Annotated in this window: 22 protein-coding genes; all 22 read left to right on the top strand. The window is 72.9% G+C overall.

All coding sequences use genetic code 11. The features are described 5' to 3' along the window. Nucleotides 1–206 precede the first annotated feature (206 nt). Nucleotides 207–1,577, top strand: a complete 1,371-nt coding sequence (locus Q7W29_09400; GenBank protein ID MDO9172034.1) for a S8 family peptidase — start codon at nucleotides 207–209, stop codon at nucleotides 1,575–1,577. Nucleotides 1,578–1,835: 258 nt separating this feature from the next. Next, complete coding sequence (gene rplU, locus Q7W29_09405; GenBank protein MDO9172035.1) at nucleotides 1,836–2,147, top strand: 50S ribosomal protein L21; 312 nt, start codon at nucleotides 1,836–1,838, stop codon at nucleotides 2,145–2,147. Between the two features lie 24 nt (nucleotides 2,148–2,171). Next, nucleotides 2,172–2,426: a 50S ribosomal protein L27 gene (rpmA, locus tag Q7W29_09410; protein MDO9172036.1), complete on the top strand. Its 255-nt coding sequence runs from the start codon at nucleotides 2,172–2,174 to the stop codon at nucleotides 2,424–2,426. Nucleotides 2,427–2,532: 106 nt separating this feature from the next. Continuing rightward, nucleotides 2,533–3,276 (top strand): 3-deoxy-manno-octulosonate cytidylyltransferase, encoded by a 744-nt coding sequence (kdsB, locus tag Q7W29_09415; GenBank protein ID MDO9172037.1) that lies wholly within the window; start codon nucleotides 2,533–2,535, stop codon nucleotides 3,274–3,276. Between the two features lie 84 nt (nucleotides 3,277–3,360). Beyond that, nucleotides 3,361–5,010: a CTP synthase gene (locus Q7W29_09420; protein MDO9172038.1), complete on the top strand. Its 1,650-nt coding sequence runs from the start codon at nucleotides 3,361–3,363 to the stop codon at nucleotides 5,008–5,010. Nucleotides 5,011–5,019: 9 nt separating this feature from the next. Then, nucleotides 5,020–5,847 carry a 3-deoxy-8-phosphooctulonate synthase gene (gene kdsA / locus Q7W29_09425; GenBank protein MDO9172039.1) on the top strand — a complete coding sequence of 276 codons (828 nt, stop codon included), beginning with the start codon at nucleotides 5,020–5,022 and terminating at the stop codon, nucleotides 5,845–5,847. Then, a complete protein-coding gene (locus Q7W29_09430) occupies nucleotides 5,844–6,479 on the top strand; it encodes an HAD family hydrolase (protein MDO9172040.1) in 636 nt (211 codons plus the stop codon). The genes kdsA and Q7W29_09430 overlap by 4 nt, the downstream gene beginning before the upstream one ends. Next, nucleotides 6,476–7,477, top strand: a complete 1,002-nt coding sequence (locus Q7W29_09435) for a KpsF/GutQ family sugar-phosphate isomerase (protein ID MDO9172041.1) — start codon at nucleotides 6,476–6,478, stop codon at nucleotides 7,475–7,477. The genes Q7W29_09430 and Q7W29_09435 overlap by 4 nt, the downstream gene beginning before the upstream one ends. Nucleotides 7,478–7,615: 138 nt before the next feature. Continuing rightward, on the top strand, nucleotides 7,616–8,527 hold the full coding sequence (locus tag Q7W29_09440) for a hypothetical protein (protein MDO9172042.1): 912 nt from the start codon (nucleotides 7,616–7,618) through the stop codon (nucleotides 8,525–8,527). Nucleotides 8,528–8,586: 59 nt separating this feature from the next. Then, entirely contained in the window at nucleotides 8,587–9,204 is a 618-nt protein-coding gene (gene lptC / locus Q7W29_09445; protein ID MDO9172043.1) for an LPS export ABC transporter periplasmic protein LptC, read from the top strand. After that, entirely contained in the window at nucleotides 9,201–9,953 is a 753-nt protein-coding gene (gene lptB, locus Q7W29_09450; GenBank protein ID MDO9172044.1) for an LPS export ABC transporter ATP-binding protein, read from the top strand. The genes lptC and lptB overlap by 4 nt, the downstream gene beginning before the upstream one ends. A gap of 37 nt (nucleotides 9,954–9,990) precedes the next feature. Next, nucleotides 9,991–11,406: an RNA polymerase factor sigma-54 gene (gene rpoN / locus Q7W29_09455; GenBank protein MDO9172045.1), complete on the top strand. Its 1,416-nt coding sequence runs from the start codon at nucleotides 9,991–9,993 to the stop codon at nucleotides 11,404–11,406. A gap of 34 nt (nucleotides 11,407–11,440) precedes the next feature. Continuing rightward, complete coding sequence (locus tag Q7W29_09460) at nucleotides 11,441–11,971, top strand: sigma 54 modulation/S30EA ribosomal C-terminal domain-containing protein (protein MDO9172046.1); 531 nt, start codon at nucleotides 11,441–11,443, stop codon at nucleotides 11,969–11,971. A 9-nt stretch (nucleotides 11,972–11,980) separates the two neighbouring features. After that, nucleotides 11,981–12,952, top strand: coding sequence for an HPr(Ser) kinase/phosphatase (gene hprK, locus Q7W29_09465; protein MDO9172047.1), 972 nt, complete (start codon nucleotides 11,981–11,983; stop codon nucleotides 12,950–12,952). 2 nt (nucleotides 12,953–12,954) lie between these two features. Continuing rightward, a complete protein-coding gene (locus Q7W29_09470) occupies nucleotides 12,955–13,359 on the top strand; it encodes a hypothetical protein (protein ID MDO9172048.1) in 405 nt (134 codons plus the stop codon). A gap of 7 nt (nucleotides 13,360–13,366) precedes the next feature. Beyond that, on the top strand, nucleotides 13,367–13,873 hold the full coding sequence (locus tag Q7W29_09475) for a PTS sugar transporter subunit IIB (protein ID MDO9172049.1): 507 nt from the start codon (nucleotides 13,367–13,369) through the stop codon (nucleotides 13,871–13,873). Continuing rightward, entirely contained in the window at nucleotides 13,870–14,619 is a 750-nt protein-coding gene (locus Q7W29_09480) for a PTS sugar transporter subunit IIC (GenBank protein ID MDO9172050.1), read from the top strand. The genes Q7W29_09475 and Q7W29_09480 overlap by 4 nt, the downstream gene beginning before the upstream one ends. Continuing rightward, nucleotides 14,616–15,374, top strand: coding sequence for a PTS system mannose/fructose/sorbose family transporter subunit IID (locus tag Q7W29_09485; GenBank protein ID MDO9172051.1), 759 nt, complete (start codon nucleotides 14,616–14,618; stop codon nucleotides 15,372–15,374). The genes Q7W29_09480 and Q7W29_09485 overlap by 4 nt, the downstream gene beginning before the upstream one ends. 40 nt (nucleotides 15,375–15,414) lie before the next feature. After that, nucleotides 15,415–15,696, top strand: coding sequence for an HPr family phosphocarrier protein (locus Q7W29_09490; GenBank protein ID MDO9172052.1), 282 nt, complete (start codon nucleotides 15,415–15,417; stop codon nucleotides 15,694–15,696). Nucleotide 15,697: 1 nt separating this feature from the next. Beyond that, nucleotides 15,698–17,470, top strand: coding sequence for a phosphoenolpyruvate--protein phosphotransferase (gene ptsP / locus Q7W29_09495; protein MDO9172053.1), 1,773 nt, complete (start codon nucleotides 15,698–15,700; stop codon nucleotides 17,468–17,470). Next, nucleotides 17,460–18,509 (top strand): SIS domain-containing protein, encoded by a 1,050-nt coding sequence (locus Q7W29_09500; GenBank protein MDO9172054.1) that lies wholly within the window; start codon nucleotides 17,460–17,462, stop codon nucleotides 18,507–18,509. The genes ptsP and Q7W29_09500 overlap by 11 nt, the downstream gene beginning before the upstream one ends. Next, on the top strand, nucleotides 18,506–19,492 hold the full coding sequence (locus Q7W29_09505) for a sugar phosphate nucleotidyltransferase (protein MDO9172055.1): 987 nt from the start codon (nucleotides 18,506–18,508) through the stop codon (nucleotides 19,490–19,492). Before Q7W29_09500 ends, Q7W29_09505 begins: the two co-directional genes overlap by 4 nt. Nucleotides 19,493–19,500 lie beyond the last annotated feature (8 nt).

Consider the following 19,500-nt stretch of genomic DNA (forward strand, 5'->3'; position numbering starts at 1 on the left):
ATCCGCGGGCGACAAAGCCCTTGCCATCGTCGCCGCAATCCGCTTATGCTCGTCCTACCTCGCCAGAATTCGTGTGGAAGCGTTCCGGGTCGATGGAACCTCGCCATCAACCACCGCTCTGCGTGCGTCCACCGAGCTACGCCCACGAATCGACTGGAAGGGGATCGGAAATGTCCAGAAAGACCATGTGTCGGGGCAGCCTCGTGATGGCAGCGTTGCTGGTCTTCGCGATGATGACGACGGTGGGATGCGAGCGGGACACCGGGCCGGCCCAGCCCTCGACGGACGACAAGGCGTTCGTGCTCGAGAGCGCCGGCTACGATGGACCGCGTCTCGAGTACGTCGCTGGCGAGGTAATCGTGAAGTTCGCGGACGGCGTCGCCACCGCCGATCGCGGCGCGGCGCTGGCCTCGGTGCAGGGCGCCGTCGGCTCGCGCATCCTGACCGCGGCGATGAAGAGCCGCGGCGACAGCGAAGGCCTCACGGTGGTGCGCACGAAGATGTCGGTGCCCGACGCCGTCCGCGCGCTGAGCGCCCGCGCCGGCGTCGTCTACGCCGAGCCGAACTACTACTATTACCACGACGCGGTCTCCAACGACACGTACTACACCAACGGCTCCCTGTGGGGCATGTACGGCGACGGCACCACGCCGGCCAACCAGTACGGCTCCCAGGCGGGCGAGGCGTGGGCGGCGGGGCACACCGGCTCGACCTCCGTCCTGGTGGGCGAGATCGACGAAGGCATCATGTTCACCCACACCGACCTGGTCGGCCAGATCTGGACGAACCCCTACGACCCGGCCGACGGCGTCGACAACGACGGCAACGGCTACATCGACGACATCCACGGCTGGGATTTCGACGGCAACAACAACACGATCTACGACGGCACGTACGACGATCACGGCAGCCACGTCGCCGGCACGATCGGCGCCCGCGGCGGCAACGCGCTGGGCGTGGTCGGCGTCTGCTGGAACGTCCAGATCATCTCGGGCAAGTTCCTGGGCAAGCGCGGCGGCACCTCGACCAACGCCATCCTCGCCCTCGACTACTTCACGGACCTCAAGAGCCGCCACGGGCTGAACATCGTGGCGACCAACAACTCCTGGGGCGGCGGCGCCTTCTCGCAGGCCCTGCAGGACGCGATCGAGCGCTCCAACCAGGCCAACATCGTGTTCGTCGCGGCGGCGGGCAACGAGACCGTCAACACCGACGCCACCGCCAGCTACCCGTCCTGCTACCCCAACGCCAACGTGATCGCGGTGGCCTCGATCACCTCCACCGGGACCCTGTCGAGCTTCTCCAACTACGGGCTGACGACCGTCGACCTCGGCGCTCCCGGCTCGGCGATCTATTCCACCGTCCCGAGCAAGACCGGCGCCGCCAGCTACGCCTCGTACAGCGGCACCTCGATGGCGACGCCCCACGTGACGGGTGCCGTGGCGCTCTACGCGGCCACGCATCCCGGCGCTTCGGTGGCGACGATCAGGGCGGCGCTGCTCGGCAGCGTGGTCCCCACCGCGTCGCTGTCCGGCAAGTGCGTGACCGGCGGCCGGCTCAACGCGAGCGGGTTCTAGGTCACTTCCCAGGGGTCAAGTCGAGATGGGAGGCGGGGCCCCGCGGCCCCGCCTCCTCCGTACCGGGGACAATTTTCACAGCCGCGGCCGCCCCCCGGGGATCCCCCGGGGCCGAAAACCGGACCGGCGGCCTTGACAGGGACCGCCCCCGGAGCTTATCATGCGCAATTCCGGCCGGGATCACCGCGATCCCGCCGTCCCGGGTCTGTCTGAACGTGTCCGCCCGAACGTGTCTGCCCGAATGTGTGGAGAACGAGCATGTACGCCATCGTCAATATCCAGAGCCTGCAGTTCCGGGTCGAGCCCGACCACAAGGTCCGGGTGCCCCTGATCGACGGCAACGCCGGGGACCAGCTCACCTTCGACGAGGTCCTGCTGCTGAACGACGGCGCGCAGACGACCATCGGCGCGCCCCGGGTGGCCGGCGCCGCGGTGACCGCCGAGATCCTCGGCCACGGGCTGGCCGACAAGGTCCACGTCTTCAAGAAGAAGAAGCGCCAGAACTACCGCCGCAACCGTGGCCACCGCCAGGCGTTCACCGAGATCCGCATCACGGGCATCACCGCCTAGCGCGGCCAGAGAGAGGAGCGCGTCATGGCGCATAAGAAGGGTGTAGGCAGTTCCCGCAACGGTCGCGACAGCAACGCGCAGCGCCTCGGCGTGAAGCGCTTCGGCGGCCAGACGGTCACCGCGGGCACGATCCTGGTCCGCCAGCGCGGCACCAAGATCCACCCGGGCACGAACGTGGGCATCGGCCGCGACGACACGCTGTTCGCCCTGACCGACGGCGTGGTGGTCTACGGCCGCTACGACAAGACCCGCAAGAAGGTCAGTGTCCAGCCGGCCTGAGCACCGGTTTGACGCGGTTCCGGGGACCCACCCCTGACGGGGGGTGGGTTTCCTCTTTTGTGTAGGTCCCGCTGTTGTGGAGGTCACGCATTCGCGGAGGTTCCGCATGGGCGACGTGCTGGTGGTGATCCCGGCCCGCTGGGGCTCGAGCCGGTTCCCGGGCAAGGCCCTGGCCGACCTGGCCGGCCGGCCGCTGGTGGTCCGCGTCGCGGACCTGGCGTCGCGCATGGCGACGGCGACCCGCGTGGTCGTCGCCACCGACGACGAGCGCATCGCCGCCGCGGTGCGCGCCGCGGGGCACCTCGCCGAGATGACGGGCGAACACGCCACCGGTTCGGACCGGGTAGGCGAGGTGGCCGCGCGCCACGACGCCGAGGTGGTCGTGAACCTGCAGGGCGACGAGCCCCTGCTCGACCCCGCCGGTCTCGACGACCTGGTGGCGGCCCTGCGCGCCGACCCGCGGGCGGACCTCGCCACCCTGGCCCACCCGTTCCGCGGGCCCGAGGAGTGGCAAGATCCCCACGCGGTCAAGGTGCTGACGGCCGCGGACGGCCGGGCGCTGTGGTTCAGCCGCGCGCCGCTGCCGGGCGGCCATCCCGGCGACGCCGGCGGGCCGCACTGGCGCCTGGCGCGGCGCCACGTCGGCGTCTACGCCTACCGCGCCGCCGCCCTGCGGCGCTACCTCGGGCTGCCGCCGACGGACTGCGAGCGCGCCGAGGGTCTCGAGCAGCTGCGCGCGCTGGAGCACGGGATGCGCGTGCTGGTGGTCGGGACCCGCGCCGGTGCCGTCGGGGTCGACACGCCCGCCGATCTCGAGCGGGTGCGCGCCGCGTGGGGGAGACCGGGGTAAACCCGCGCTTCCTCGCGCGGGGTCCAGGGTTTAGGATCGGCCGGGCGCGCGGGGCGCCGGGCTCGCCACGGAAGGACGGCTCGCATGGCGAAGTACGTGTTCGTGACCGGAGGCGTGGTCTCGGCCCTGGGCAAGGGGATCGCCAGCGCGTCGATCGGGCAGCTGCTGAAGGCGCGCGGCCTGCGGGTCGTGCTGCAGAAGTTCGACCCCTACCTCAACGTCGACCCCGGCACCATGAGCCCCTACCAGCACGGCGAGGTCTTCGTGCTCGACGACGGCGCCGAGTGCGACCTCGACCTCGGGCACTACGAGCGCTTCACCGACACGAACCTGACGCGGATCAACAACCTGACCAGCGGCGTCGTCTACGAGACCATCCTGCAGCGCGAGCGCAAGGGCGAGTACCTCGGCCGCACCGTGCAGGTGATCCCGCACGTGACCGACGAGATCAAGCGCCGGCTGAAGCTGCCGGCGGAGACCGACCCCGGGATCGACGTCGTGGTGACCGAGATCGGCGGCACCGTCGGCGACATCGAGTCGCTGCCCTTCCTGGAGGCCATCCGCCAGTTCCGCCTGGAGAGCCCGGTGCAGGACACGCTGTCGGTCCACCTGACGCTGGTGCCGTACATCGCGGCCGCCGGCGAGATCAAGACCAAGCCGACCCAGCACTCGGTGCGCGAGCTGCGCAGCATCGGCATCCAGCCCGACGTGCTGATCTGCCGCGCCGAGGCGCCCATGCCCGAGGACGCCCGCCGCAAGATCGCCCTGTTCTGCAACGTGCCCGTCGAGAGCGTGATCAACGCCCCCGACGCGCGCTCGATCTACGAGGTCCCCCTGAACTTCCACGCCCAGGGCCTCGACGACCTGATCTGCGGCCGCCTGCAGCTGGCGGCGCCGCCGGCCGAACTGGAGGCGTGGCGCCGCATGGTCGGCATCATCCTGAACCCGCCCGACACGGTGCGGATCGCCGTGGTCGGCAAGTACGTCGGGCTGAAGGACGCCTACAAGAGCATCATCGAGTCCTTCATCCACGCCGGGATCCCCAACCGCGTGCACGTCGAGCTGGCGTGGGTCGACGCCGAGGGCCTCGAGGACCGCGACGTGGGCGACCGGCGTCTCGAAGAGGTCTTCGCCGGCTGCGACGGCCTGCTGGTGCCCGGCGGCTTCGGCGACCGCGGCATCGAGGGCAAGATCATCGCCGTGCGGTACGCCCGCGAGCGGGGCCTGCCCTTCCTCGGCATCTGCCTGGGCCTGCAGGTGGCGATGATCGAGATCGGCCGCGACCTGGCCGGCCTGCCGCGCGCCAACAGCAGCGAGTTCGACCCCGCCGCCGAGCACCCGGTCATCGACCTCATGCGCGAGCAGCGCGACCTGAAGCAGATGGGTGCCACGATGCGCCTGGGCGCCTGGCCCTGCGCGCTGAAGCCGGGCACGCTCGCCGCGTCCTGCTACGACGCGCCGGAGATCTCCGAGCGCCACCGCCACCGCTACGAGGTCAACAACGACTACCGGGCGCGCTTCGAGGCGGCGGGCGTCGTGTTCAGCGGCCTCTCGCCGGACGGCCGCCTGGTGGAGATGATCGAACTGCCGGGGCACCCCTTCTTCCTGGGCTGCCAGTTCCACCCCGAGCTGAAGTCGCGGCCCAACCGGCCGCACCCGCTGTTCCACCGCTTCGTCGCCGCCGCCGCGGCGCGCCTGCGCGCGCGCAACGGCGAAGCGGCGGCGGCGTCCTAGGAGGTGCGCGTGGGCGTCGTGGAGATCGCCGGGCTGCGCGTCGGACCGGGCGAGCCCCTGCTGGTCATGGCCGGCCCCTGCGTGTTGGAGGCGCCGGACGAGATGCTCCGGCTGGCCGGCGACATCGCGGCGGTCTGCCGCCGGCTGGAACTGCCGTACGTCTTCAAGGCCAGCTACACGAAGGACAACCGCACCAGCGGCGACTCCTTCCGCGGGCCGGGCCCGCAGGAGGGGCTGCGGCTGCTGCAGCGGATCAAGGACGCCCACGGTGTGCCCGTGGTCACCGACGTGCACCACCCCGAGGAGACGGCGACCGTCGCCGAGGTGGCGGACGTCCTGCAGATCCCGGCCTTCCTCTGCCGCCAGACCTCGCTGCTGGAGGCGGCCGGCCGCACGGGTCGCGCGGTGAACGTGAAGAAGGGGCAGTTCCTGGCCCCGGCGGACATGGCGCACGCGGCGGCGAAGCTGCGCGCGTCCGGCTGCGACCGCGTGCTGGCGACCGAGCGCGGCTCCTTCTTCGGCTACCGCGACCTGGTCGTCGACTTCCGCGGCCACGACACGCTGCACCGCCTCGGCCTGCCGGTGGTCTTCGACGCCACCCACTCGGTGCAGTCGCCGGGCAGCGCCGGCGGCGCCACCGGCGGCACGCCCGAGCTGATCCCCCTGCTGATGCGCTGCGGCCTGGCCGCCGGCGCCGACGCCCTGTTCATCGAGACGCACTTCGAGCCCGCGCGCGCCCTGAGCGACGCCGGCTGCCAGCTGCCCTTCGCGCGCTTCGCGGCGCTGATGTCGCAGGCGCGGCGCTGCCGCGAACTGTACCTGGAGGTGACCGCGTGAACGGGCGCCCGGACCGCGCGCTGTCCTGGCCCCCGCGGTCCGACGACGACTACCGCCGCGAGGCCGCGGCCGGCCTGGGCGAGGCCGCGCTGGCGGCGTTCGCGCGCGTGCGGCTGATCGTGCTGGACTGCGACGGCGTCCTGACCGACGGGCGCCTCCACTACGACGCGCAGGGCGAGGCCCTCAAGTCCTTCGACGCGCGCGACGGCCTGGGCCTGGTCCTGGCCCGCGCCGGCGGCTTGAAGCTGGCGCTGCTGACCGGGCGCGACAGCCCCGCGGCCGCGCGCCGCGCCGCCGACCTGCGCTTCCACGCCGTGAAGCTGGGCCGGTTCGACAAGCAGCGGGCGCTGCGGGAGATCCTGGACGAGCTGGCCGTCGATCCCGCCGACGTCCTCTACGTGGGCGACGACCTGATCGACGTGCCCGCGCTGGCGCTCGTGGGCGCGCCGGTCGCGGTGCCCGGCGCGCCCGCCGACGTGCGCGACCGCTGCCTCCACGTCACGGCCGCGCCCGGCGGCGCCGGCGCCGTGCGCGAGGTCTGCGACCGGGTGCTCGGCCTGCAGGGACGGTTCGGGCCCGCGCTGGTGAAGGTGGCGGCCCGCGCCTGGCTTCCGACCGGGGAGGACGCATGAACGCCGAGACCGGACGCCCGGACGACCGCGCGATCGTGGCCCTGGGACGCGCGACCTTCGCGCAGGAGGCCGCGGCCCTCGCGCGCGTTGGGGAGAGCCTCGACGACTCCTTCGCCGCGGCCGTCCGCACGCTGCTGGACTGCCGCGGCCGCGTCATCGTGACCGGCTTGGGCAAGTCGGGCTTCGTGGCCCGCCGCCTGGCCGCCACCCTGACCGCCACCGGCACCCCGAGCCTGTTCCTGCACCCGGTCGAGGCGACGCACGGCGACCTGGGCATCGCCGGTTCCGGCGACGTGCTGCTGGCCATCTCGCGCAGCGGCGACAACCCGGAGGTCACCCAGCTCGCCGGGCTCGCCCGCCACTTCGGCATGACCATGATCGCGATCACCGGCCGCGCCGACAGCCTGCTCGCCGGCCTGAGCGACCTCGTGCTGGCCTGCGAGGTGGAACGCGAGGCCTGCCCGCTCAACCTGACCCCCACGACCAGCGCCACCGCGGCGGCGGCCATGGGCGACGCCCTCGCGGTCGCCCTGCTGACCCTGCGCGGCTTCACGCGGGACGACTTCGCGGCCTTCCACCCCGGCGGCGTGCTGGGGCGCTCGCTGCTGATGCGGGTGGATCAGCTGATGCACGCGGGCGAGGAACTGCCGCTGGTGGACCGCGACCTGCCGCTGCGCGCCTGCCTGCCGGTGATCGTCGAGAAGCGGCTGGGCTGCGCCTGCGTGGTGGACCGCGACGGCCGCCTGGCCGGGATCTGCGTCGACGGGGACGTGAAGCGCTTCCTGATGGCCTACGACGCGCCGCTGGACCTGCCGGTGCACGCGCTGATGAACGCGGCGCCCGAGACGGTGCGGCCGGACGAACTGGTCCTGGGCGCCCTGCGGCGCATGGAACAGCGCGCCGGCGGGCCGATCACCGTGCTGATCGTGGTCGACGACGAGCGCCGCCCGGTGGGCGTCCTGCACATCCACGACATCCTGCGGGCCGGGATCGTCTGACACCGGCCCATCCCCATCACCATCGGTGCAACTTCTGCACAGCAATGGATTTATGCTCTGGCATACCTTATGCTTGACGCACGCCGCGACCGGGTGTTGACTGTGATCGTGCCCCGAGATGCAGCCCTGGAGCGACCGATGCCGTCGTGCCACCGCAGGCTCCGTCGCGCGATGTACCACGGGCTGGCCCGGGTCGTGCTCGCGGCGGTGCGCCGGTTGCCGCAGGGGGCGGGGCGGGGATTGTGCCGCGGCCTCGCACGCGCGGCCTTGGCGTGCCGGCCGCGCGACAGGGCCGTGGCCCGGGCCAACCTGCGGCTGGTCTTCCCCGATCTGGCGCCGGACGCGCGCGAGGCGCTGCTGCGCCGGGCGACCGGGGCCCTGGGGGACAACGTCCACGACGCCCTGAACCTCGACCGCTGGCGGGAATCGGGGTACCGGGAGGTCGCGGACGACGGGACGGTGGCCGCCCTGCGCGAGCTGCTGGCCGAGGGGCGCGGCGCCCTGGTCCTGACCGGGCACTTCGGCTGCTGGGAACTGCTCGGCGGCTTCCTGGCCGACCGGCTGGGCGGGCTGACGGTGGTGACCGGCACGATCCGCAACCCGCCGGTCGACCGCCTGGTCAACGGGTGGCGGCGCCGGGCCGGCCTGACGGCCGTCCCGCGCGAGGGCGACCAGCGGCCGTTGCTGCGGGCGCTGCGCGCCGGCGGCGCCGTGGCCGTGCTGCTGGACCAGAACACCCGGGTGGGCAACCGCGACGTGCCGTTCTGCGGCGTCGCGGCGCCGACCCCGGCCGGCTTCGCCAAGCTGGCGCTGCGCACCGGGACGCCGATCCTCCCGGTGGCCATCGGTCGCCGCGGGCGCGGCCACGCGTTGACGCACCTGCCGCCGCTGCGGCCCGGGGCCGGGACCGGCGACGCCGCGGTGGACGGACTGCTGCGGGAGGCGAACGCGGCCCTGGAGACGTTGTTGCGCCGGAACCCGGCCGAGTGGGTCTGGTTCCACCGGCGCTGGCCCGGCGGCGCGTCGCCGGCGGACGGAAGGCGGGCATGAGATCCGGACGGGATGAACACGCGCGCGTCGGCGCGACGGCGACCGGCAGGCGACGGCGGGTGCCAAGAGGCGCATTGCTGCGGGGTGCGGCGCTGCGAGTCGCGGCCCTGCTGCTGTCCGCCGCCCTGCTGCTGTCCGCCGGTTGCGACGGCGAGCCGCGCGGCGACCCGCCCGCGCCGGACGCGGCGGCGGTCGCGGCCGCCCCCGAGGCCGAGCGTGCCCCGGACCAGGTCCTCTTCGACACCACCATCACCGATTCCCGCGAAGGGGTCCGGCGCTGGACCCTGACCAGCGACCGCCTCGAGAAGTTCATGGACCAGGACGAGGCCGAGCTCCACGGCGTGCACATGGACTTCTTCCAGGCCGACACGCTGTTCTCGGTGCTCACCGCCGCGCGCGGGCGCGCGAGCCAGCGCAACGGCAACCTCTTCGTCTGGGGCGACGTCGTGGTCGTCGCCAGCGACGGGCGCCGGCTCGAGACCGGGGAGCTGAACTACGACGATCGCAGCGGCCGCATCAGCAACGAGGTGTTCAACCGCTTCACGCGGGAAGCCGACGTGATGACCGGCGTGGGCATGCAGGCCACGCCCGGCCTGGACTACTTCGAGCTGAAGCGCGAGGTCGACGCCACGGTGCACGCCGTGCCGGAAGCTGCCGGCGACGGGGGGGGGCCATGAGCGGCGCCACGGCCAGCGCCGGCGCGTCGGGCATCCTGGCGGCCAGGGGCCTGCGCAAGGTCTACCGCGGCCGGGCCGTGGTCGATGCCGTGGACTTCGAGGTCCGCCCCGGCGAGGTGACGGGCCTGCTCGGGCCCAACGGCGCCGGCAAGACCACGACCTTCTACATCGTGGTCGGCTTCATCCGGCCCGACGCCGGGACCGTGACCCTGGACGGCAAGGACCTCGCCCGGCTGCCCATGTACAAGCGGGCCCGCCTGGGCCTCGGCTACCTGCCGCAGGAATCGTCGATCTTCCGCCGGCTGACGGTGGAGCAGAACCTGATGGCCGTGCTCGAGACCCTGCCCATGAGCCGCGCCGCGCGGCGGGAACGGACCGACGAGCTGCTGGAGGAGATGCGCATCACGCACATCCGCCGCAGCCGCGGCTACCAGCTGTCCGGCGGTGAGCGCCGGCGGGTCGAGATCGCGCGCGCGCTGACGACGCGCCCCCGCTTCATGCTGCTGGACGAGCCGTTCGCGGGGATCGACCCCATCGCCGTGGCCGACCTGCAGCGCAGCGTGGCGCGCCTGCGGGAGCAGGGGCTGGGCATCCTGATCACCGACCACAACGTGCGCGAGACGCTGAGCATCACCGATCGCGCCTACATCATGTTCGAGGGCCGCATCGCGCTCTCCGGCACGTCCGGCGAGATCGTGGCCGACGACCGGGCCCGGGAGATCTACCTGGGCGAGGGGTTCCGGCTGTGAGGCCGGCGGTGCGCACGCCAGACGAGGGAACGCGGCGATGGATGTGAAGCTGAGACTGCACCAGGGGCTCTACCAGCGGCAGCAGCTGGTGATGACCCAGCGCCTGCAGCAGGCCCTGAAGCTGCTCCAGATCCCCACGCTGGAGCTGGAGCAGGTCCTGCGCCAGGAACTGCAGATCAACCCGCTGCTGGAGGAGTACGATCCCGAGGACGACGAGGCGCCCGAGACGCCGGACGAGAACGAGGAGGAGCCCGCCGCCCACGAGACCGAGGAGCCGGAGGAGAAGGTCGACTGGGACGAGTACTTCAAGGACGGCTTCCGCGACGGCACCTGGGAGCGGGAGACCGACGAGGAGGACCGGCTCGAGCGGCCGGCCGCGTCGGTGCCGTCGGGCCAGCAGGAGCTCGCCGATCAGCTCGCGTACACGCTCGACGAGCCGCTGGACCGCCGCATCGGGGAGTACATCATCGGCAGCCTGAACCGGGACGGCTACCTGGTCTGCCCGCTGACCGAGATCGCCGCCACCTTCGAGACCGACCTCGAGCGCGTCGCGCGCGTGCTCGCCGTGATCCAGGGCTTCGACCCGCCCGGGGTGGCGGCCCGCGACATCCAGGAGTGCCTGCTGCTGCAGCTGCGCGCCTCCGGCCGCGGCGACGGCCCGGAAGCCCTGGTGGTGCGCGACCACTTCGAGGCGCTGAAGAACCGCCGCTTCGCGGACATCGCCCGCGAGATGCACATCACGCCGCGCGAGGTGCAGGACATCGCCGGCCGCATCGGCGAGCTCGACCCCAAGCCGGGCCTGTCGGTGGTGGGGGAGGGCGCGGCCTACATCACGCCGGACCTCGTGGTCGAGAAGGTCGACGACGGCTACGTCTGCTACCTGAACGACGGCAACCTGCCGCGGCTGCGCATCAGCAACGCCTACGACGCCGTGGCCGCGGGCAAGCAGGGCGGCGACGACGACACCGTGCAGTTCATCGACGAGAAGCGCCGCTACGCCGAGTGGATCATCAAGACGATCGAGCAGCGGCGCCGCACCATGATCAAGGTCATGGAGGCGATCGTGCGCGAGCAGGGCGAGTTCTTCGAGCAGGGCGCCATCGCCCTGCGGCCCCTGACCCTGCAGCAGGTGGCCACGGCCATCGGCATGCACGAGTCGACCGTCTCGCGCGTGACCAAGCAGAAGTACGTCCAGACGCCGCGCGGCGTGTTCCCGCTGAAGTACTTCTTCTCGGCGGGGCTGGACACCGACGAGGGGGACGAGGTCGCCGCGAAGGCGGTCAAGCAGATGATCCAGGAGATCGTGGCCGCGGAGAGCCCGGCCCGGCCCCTGTCCGACAAGAGGATCGTGGACCTGCTCTCGGAGAAGGGTCTGAAGATCGCCCGGCGCACGGTCGCCAAGTACCGCGAGCAGATGGGCATCCTGAACGCGAGGATGCGCAAGCAGTTCTAGAACCGACCCGGTCCGCGACCGGAAGGAGGACGCCATGCAGCTCGAGATCAACAGCCGTCACTTCACCCTCGGCGACGACATGCGTGACAAGATCGTCGAGAAGCTCGAGAACCTGAAGCGCTACAGCCCGAGCGACCCGCTGGCCGCCCGTCTCACGCTGACGCTCGAGGGCGGTCGCTTCACCGGCGACCTCTCGCTGAACCTCAAGCAGTACTCCTGCCACACCAAGGTGCAGCACGTCGAGCCCGACGGCGCGGCCTTCCTGGCCATCGAGAGCGTCGAGCGGCAGGTGCGTCGGCACAAGGACCGGGTCAAGGACCACCGCGGGCGCGGCGAGGAGGGCGGCCTCGGCGAGGTCCTGGCCGGCCCCGGCCTGCTCGACAACAGCGGCTCGGCCCTGTCGCAGGAGGGCTTCCAGCTGCGCGACCTGACGGTGGACCAGGCGCAGGAGGCCTTCGCGGCCTCGAGCAGCCCGTTCTTCGTCTTCCGCAACACCGAGAACGGCGAGGTTGCCGTGCTGTACCGCCGCGACGACGGCGGCTACGGCCTGATGCGGCAGGAATAGGGGCGCGACGTGCAGGAGCCGGTCACCGTCCAGAAGGTCCACCAGGACCTGCGCGAGACCCTCGGTCTCGCGCTGCTGACGAGCCTCCCCGCGCAGGACGTCCCGCTCGCCGCGGGGGACGTCCACCGCCCCGGCATGGCGCTGATGGGGTTCATGGAGAACTTCCTGCCCCACCGCCTGCAGGTCCTGGGCGAATCCGAGCTGGCCTACCTGGTCACCCTCGACCCCGACGCGCAGCGCGGGGCCCTGGAGCGCCTGGTCGCCCTGCAGGCCCCGGCGGTGTTCGTGACCCGGGACCAGGCGGTGCCCGCCGCCTGGCTGGCCGCGGCCGACGCGGCCGGGCTGCCCGTGCTGCGCACCCCGATGGCCACCGAGGAGTTCATCCACGAGCTGTCGGTCTACCTCACCGACGCCTTCGCGCCGCGCGCCGAGCTGCACGGTTCGCTGGTGGACGTTTACGGCATCGGCATGCTGTTCACCGGCAAGAGCGGCATCGGCAAGAGCGAGTGCGCGCTCGACCTCGTGGAGCGGGGGCACCGCCTGGTGGCCGACGACATCGTCGAGGTCAGCCGCGTGGGCGACGACGTGCTGGTGGGCCGCTTCCGCGAGGTGCTGCAGCACAACCTGGAGATCCGCGGCGTCGGCGTGATCGACGTGCAGGCCATCTTCGGCATCCGCGGCATCCGCATGCAGAAGCGCATCGAGGTCGAGGTCAACCTCCAGCAGTGGCGGGCCGACGCCGACTACGAGCGCATGGGGCTCGACCGCGAGCAGACCGAGATCCTGGGCGTGCCGATCCCGCGCATCGTCGTGCCGATCTATCCCGGCAAGAACATCACGGTCATCGCGGAGGTGATCGCCCTGGACCTGATGCTGAAGATCTACGGCATCGACTCCGCACAGGACCTGAACCGCCGCATCATGGAGACGCTGCGCTCCGGGGACCGGCTGCGCCGGTACCTGCGGCACGACAGGGAGTAATCATGCTCTGCGGCCTCGTCGTCACGCACGGCGGCATCGGCAAGGAACTGGTCCGGGTCGTGGAACTGGTGCTCGGGCCGGTGCCCGGGCTGGCGGCCATGACCAACAGCGGCAAGTCGGTCCAGGACCTGATCGACGAGATCCGCGCCTGGGCGGCCGCGAACTGCGGCGCGCCGGGCGACGGCCTGCTGCTGTTCATCGACGACTTCGGGGGGAGCTGCGCCAACGCCGCGCAGATCGCCGCGATCGGCGGCACGCCGGCGCGCATCCTGACCGGGATCAACCTGGCCATGCTGCTGGACTTCGTCACCTGGCGCGACACGCTGGGGCTCGACGAGCTGCCGCGTCGCCTGGTCGAGAAGGGACGCGACGCCATCACCGCGCTCGGACCCGTCCAGGAGGGCTGAGCGCACCATGCCGCTGCTGCTGGCCCGCATCGACGACCGCTTCATCCACGGCCAGGTGACCGTCGGCTGGTGCCGCAAGCTCGAGCCCGACCACCTCGTGCTGTGCAACGACGAGATCGCCGCCGACCCCTGGCAGCGCCGCGTCTACGCCAGTTCGGTGCCGCCGCGCATCCGCGTCTGGGTCCGCGACCGCGCCGGAACGGCCGCCCTGCTCGGCGACGGTCCCGAGGCGCTGCCCGCCGACGAGGGCGCGGTGCTGCTGACCGGCGGTCCGGCCGACATGCTCGACCTGGCGCGGCGGGGCGTGCCCCTGCCGGTGGTCAACGTCGGCGGCATGCACATCGGCGGCGGCAAGCGCGAGCTGCTGGAATCGGTCTACGTCGACCGCGCCGACGTCGCGAGCCTGCGCGCCCTCTTGGCCGCCGGATCGCGGCTGACCGCGCAGACGGTGCCCGGCACGCGCGCGGTCGAGATCGACCGCGCGCTGCTGGACACGCTGGAGGAGGCGCGTTGAACCCGGTCGAGATCGCCGCCTGGTGGCCGCAGATCGCCGCGACCGCGCTGCTGGGCGCGCTGCTGGTCCTGGACGACACGGCCTACGCGCAGACCTGGCTCAGCCAGCCCGTCTGCGGCGGCGTGCTCGCGGGCCTGGTCTGGGGGCATCCCGGGGCCGGGCTGGCCCTGGGGCTGACCGTGCAGCTGCTGTCGCTGGGGAACCTGCCGGTCGGGCAGGCCTTCGTCGGTGAGCGCGTCGGACCGCTGCTCGGGGCCGTCGGCGCGGCGTCGGCCGCGGGCTGGAATCCCGGCCTGCCCTTCGGCGGGCCGGGCGCGGAAGCGGGCCGTCTCGGCTGGCTGCTGCTGGCGGTCGCGCTTGGCAGCTGCCTCGGCGACCGGCTGGTCCGCTGGGAGCGCGTCTGGCACACCCGCCTGGTCGCCGGCGCCATGCGCGGGTTGCGGGAGGGCCGGCTGGAGGTGCTGGAACGGGCCCACCGCTCCTCGCTGGCCGGCGTCGCGATCCGCGGCGCCCTGACGACCCTCGCGGTCTGGGGCCTGGTGGCGCTGCTCTGGATCCCGGCCTACGAGCGGTTGCCCGACCGCATCGTGGCGGCCCTGGCCCTGCTGCCCTGGTTCGCCCCGGCGGTGGCGATCGGCTCGCTGGTGGAACTCTACGGCAGCCGCGCCGGCGCGCGCTGGATCGCCGGCGGCGCGGCGGGCACGCTGGCCCTGGCCTGGACCCTGGCGCGGCTGGGCGCCTCGTGAGCGCCCGCGGCGGCCGGCCCGACGACCTGCACGGGATCTACCGGCGTTCGCTGGGCCTGCAGGGCTCGTGGAATCCGGAGCGCATGCAGAACCTCGGTCTGGCCGTGGCCCTGCTGCCCTGGCTGCGACGGTCGGGCGCGGCGCCGGCGGACCTGCGGCGCTTCTGCCGCCGCCACCTGGAGTTCTTCAACACCAACCCCTACTTCGCGAACCTGCTGCTGGGGGGGCTGGTGCGGCTGGAGGCGGAGAACCTGCGCGGCGGCGCGACGCCCGTCCGGACGCTGACGATGTTCAAGGATTCGCTCGGGCGGGCGCTGGCCTCCCTGGGCGACCAGTTCCTGTGGCTGGGCCTGCAGCCGGCGCTGATGCTGCTGGCCGTCCTTTCGGCCTGGCCGGGGCTGGTCTGGCCGCCCCTGCTGGTGGTGGGCCTGTTCGCCGTGACCCAGCTGCTGCTGCGGCGCCGCGCCCTGCTGGTGGGCTACGACCTGGGACTGGACATCGTGGACCTGCTGGGCTCGCCGCGCTGGCATCGCGCCATCTGGACCGCGAAGCGGGCCGGCGCCCTGCTGACCGGCGTGCTGGCCGGGATGACCGCCGTGAGCAGCTGGTCGCGCCTGGGCGACCCCGGCGGGACGACGACCGTGCTGGGCACCGCGCTGGCGATGGCGGCCGCCCTGTTCCTGCGGCGGCGCTGGCCGGGGGAGGGCCTGCTGCTGGCGCTGGTGCCGCTTGCCCTGCTCCTATCGTGCCTGTAACTTGCGGACGGCTATTTCGCCCCCGAACCAAGGACGCACCGTGATCGCAACCGTCGCCACCATCTCCGACCCCGTCGGCTTCCACCTGCGCGCCGCGGGACGGATCGTGAAACTGGCCAAGACGTTCGACGCCGAGGTGACGGTCCGCTTCCAGGGCCGGGTGGCGAACGCCAAGAGCATCATGGGGCTGGCCAGCCTGGCGGCCGACTGCGGCAGCGTCGTCGAGCTGGAGATCGACGGGCCCGACGACGCGGCGGCCGCCGCGGCCCTGGTCCGGCTGATCGAGATCGAGCTGGCGCACCCCGAGGTCCCGGAAGGCTGACATGAGGATCCTGCGCGGCATCCCCGCTTCGCCCGGCACGGCCCTGGCCCGCGTCCACCACGTGACGCGCGACCTGCCCGTGGTCGTGCGCGCCGTGCTGCCCGCGTCGGACCTCGACCGCGAGGTGTCGCGCCTGCACGCGGCGCTCGCGGACGCCCGCGCCCAGATCCAGGCCCTGGTCGCGCGGCTCAGCGCGGACCTCGGGCCGGAGGGCGCGGCGATCCTGGAGAGCCACCTGCTCATCCTCGAGGACGAACTGGTCGTCGACCGCGCGGTCGCGCTCGTGCGCGCGCAGTCCTGCAACGCGGAAGCCGCCTTCCACGACGCCGTGGCCGAGGTCGCGTCCAGCCTGCTCGAATCCCAGGACGACTACCTGCGCGAGCGCGTCCAGGACCTGCGCGACGTCGAGGACCGGGTCCTGCGGGCCCTGATGGGGCTCGGCGTCGGGCGCCTCGTCGGTCCCGCGACGCCCAGCGTGGTCGCGGCCGACGACCTGGCCCCGTCGGACACCGCGGCCATCGGCGCGCGCAACGTGCTGGCGTTCGCGCTGGGCGGGGGCAGCCGGACCAGCCACGTGGCGATCCTCGCCCGCTCGCTGGGCATCCCGGCGGTGGCCGGTCTCGGCGCGGCCGTGGCGGAGCTGCACGACGGCGATCTGGTCGCCGTCGACGGCGACCGCGGCGAGGTCATCCTGCAGCCCGACAGCGAGACCGTCGCCCGCTACCGGCAGCTGAGCCAGCAGCAGCTGACCGTGAACGCCAAGCTGGCCCACCTGAAGGACGAGCCGGCGATCACGCCCGACGGCCGCCGCCTGGGCATGCTGGCGAACATCGAGATGCCCGTCGAGGTGGAGAAGGCGCTGGCCTGCGGCGCCGAGGGGATCGGCCTGCTGCGGACCGAGTACATCTACTTCCAGCGCCAGACCATCCCGACCGAGGCGGAGCAGCTCGAGATCTACGCCGGGATCATGCGCGGCATGGAGGGCCGGCCGGTCGTCTTCCGCACCCTGGACGTCGGCGGCGACAAGGTCCAGCGCTACCTCGGGGCGCGCAAGGAGTCCAACCCCTTCCTGGGCTGGCGCGGCATCCGCTTCCTGCTGGCCAACCGGCCCCTGCTCAAGGCCCAGCTGCGCGCGATCTACCGCGCCGCCGCCGGCGGGCCGGCGCGGCTGATGTTCCCGATGATCACCGGCGTCGAGGAGCTGCGCGAGGCGCGCGACGCCTGCCGCGAGTGCGTGGCCGAGCTGGCGGCCGAGGGGCTGCCCCACGACCCGGACCTCGAGGTGGGGATCATGATCGAGACGCCGGCCGCCGCGCTGGTGGCCGACCTGCTCGCCGACGAGTGCGACTTCTTCAGCTTCGGCACCAACGACCTCGTCCAGTACACCCTGGCGATGGACCGCCTGAACAGCCGCGTGGCGTACCTCTACCAGCCGGTGCACCCCGCCGTGCTGCGCCTGCTGCGCGACGCGACCGCCGCCGCGCACGCGGCCGGCATCCGGGTCGGCATCTGCGGCGAGATGGCTTCCGAGACGCGCTACGCCGAGATCCTGCTGGGCCTCGGGCTCGACGAGGTCAGCGTCCACGCCGCGCAGCTGCCGAAGATCAAGCAGGTCGTGCGCTGGACGACGGTCGCGGAGGCCAAGGGGCTCCTGGCCGACCTGATGTCGCGCCGCACCGCCGCCGAGGCCGACCTCCTGCTCGCCGACTACCTGGCCGAGAAGAAACGCCAGCGCGCCGCCGCCGGGTCGCCGGAGGTGCCCGATGGCGCCTGAGGCGGGGCTCAAGGCCATGCTCGCCCACGTGCGCGACCTGCCGGCGCAGCTGGAGGCCGCGCCCGGGCTGCCGGGATTGGCGGACCTGGCGCCGCCGAGCGTCCCGATCCGCGACGTGCTGGTCTGCGGCATGGGGGGCTCGGCCATCGCCGGCGACCTGCTCGCGCCGGTGGCCGAGCACGCGGGGGTCCGCCTGGCGGTCCGCCGCGAGGCCGACCTGCCCGGGTGGCTCGACGAGCGGACCCTGCTGGTGTTCAGCAGCTATTCCGGCCGGACCGGCGAGACGCTGGGGGCGGCCCGCGCCGCCGTCGGCCTGCCGAATCCCCGCGTGGCGATCACGACCGGCGGACCGCTGGGCGACCTCGCGGACGGCGCCGCCGCGCCTTGCCCGCGGGTGACGCTGCCCCCGGGTCTGCCGCCGCGCGCCGCGCTGGGCCACGGCCTGGGCGCCCTCGCCTGCGTCCTGGACCGCGTCGGCGCCGTGCCCGGCCTGGCGGCCCAACTGCCGGCGGCCGCCGCGGCGTGGCGCCGGGGCGAAGAGACTTGCGGGCCGGCCGCCGGCCCGGACAACCCCGCGCTGCTGGCGGCGCGGGCCGCGCTGGGGCGCCTGCTGGTGGTCTACACCTGCTCGCCGGAGGCGCACGCCCCCGGGATGCGCCTGAAGGCCCAGGTCAACGAGAACGGCAAGAGCCCGGCGCTGGTCGTCGCCCTGCCCGAGGCCGCCCACAACGACATCGTGGGCTGGGAGGTGCTGCGCCCGCGGCGGCGGGATTTCCTGCTGCTGATGCTGCATTCCGGCGACGAGACCCCGGAGGCCCGCCTGCGCGCGCGCACGGTCGCCGACCTGTTGGACGGGGAGTTCCAGGCGCGGATCGAGCACGAGGCCGCGGGAGATTTTCCGCTGGCGAGGATCCTGTCCCTGGTGCAGTTTGGCGACTACCTGTCCTGCTACCTGGCCGCCGCGGCCGGGGTCGATCCCGTGCCCGTGGCGCGCATCGACGCGCTCAAGGACCGGATGCGGAAGGACGGCGGAACGTGAAAGCCCTGATCCCTGCCGCCGGCACCGGCACGCGCCTGCGGCCGCACACGCACAACAAGCCCAAGGCCCTGCTGCCGGTCGCCGGCAAGCCGATCCTCGGCCACATCATCGACGACCTGCTGCAGGCCGGCGTCGACGAGGTCGTGCTGATCATCGGCTACTGCGGCGAAGCCGTGCGGGCCTGGGCCGCCGGCGCCTACCCCGGCCTGCCGGTGACCTGCGTCGAGCAGAGCGAGCGGCTGGGCCTGGGCCACGCCGTCTGGACCGCCCGCGACGCGATCGGCGACGAGCCCTTCTTCTGCATCCTGGGCGACACCATCGTCAAGACGGACTACCGGCGCCTGCTCGCCGACCCGCACAACTGCATCGCCGTGCGCGAGGTGGCGGACCCCCGGCGCTTCGGCGTGGTCGAGATGCGCGACGGCGAGGTGCTGCGCTTCGTGGAGAAGCCGGAGGTGCCGCCGAGCAACCTCGCCATCGTGGGCGCCTACCTGCTGCGCGACGCGCCGAGCCTCTGGGCGGCGATGGACCGCATCGTGGCCGAGGACCGCCGCACCCGCGGCGAGTACCAGCTGACCGACGGCCTGCAGGCCATGCTCGCCGGCGGCTGCCGCTTCTCCGTGCAGACGGTCGGCGAGTGGTACGACTGCGGGAAGCGCGAGACCTGGCTGGAGACCAACCGCGCCCTGCTGGACGCGGATCCGGCGGCGACGGGCGCGTCGTCCGGCGTCGCGCCGCCCTGCCTGATCGCGCCCGGCGCGCGGGTGGTCCGCTCGCGCCTGGGCCCGCACGTCGTGGTCGGGGCGGGAGCCCTGATCGAGGACTGCGACCTGACCGACACCATCGTCGGCGACGGCGCCGAGGTGCGCCGCTGCCGGCTGACCGGCAGCCTGATCGGCGAGCGCGCCCTCGTCACGGACGTCGACGGCAGCGTCAACGTCGGCGACGACAGCGAGGTCGCGGCCGATCGCCGCGTTCCCTGAACACCATC

The sequence above is a fragment of the bacterium genome, from assembly GCA_030654305.1.
GTDB lineage: Bacteria > Krumholzibacteriota > Krumholzibacteriia > LZORAL124-64-63 > LZORAL124-64-63 > PNOJ01.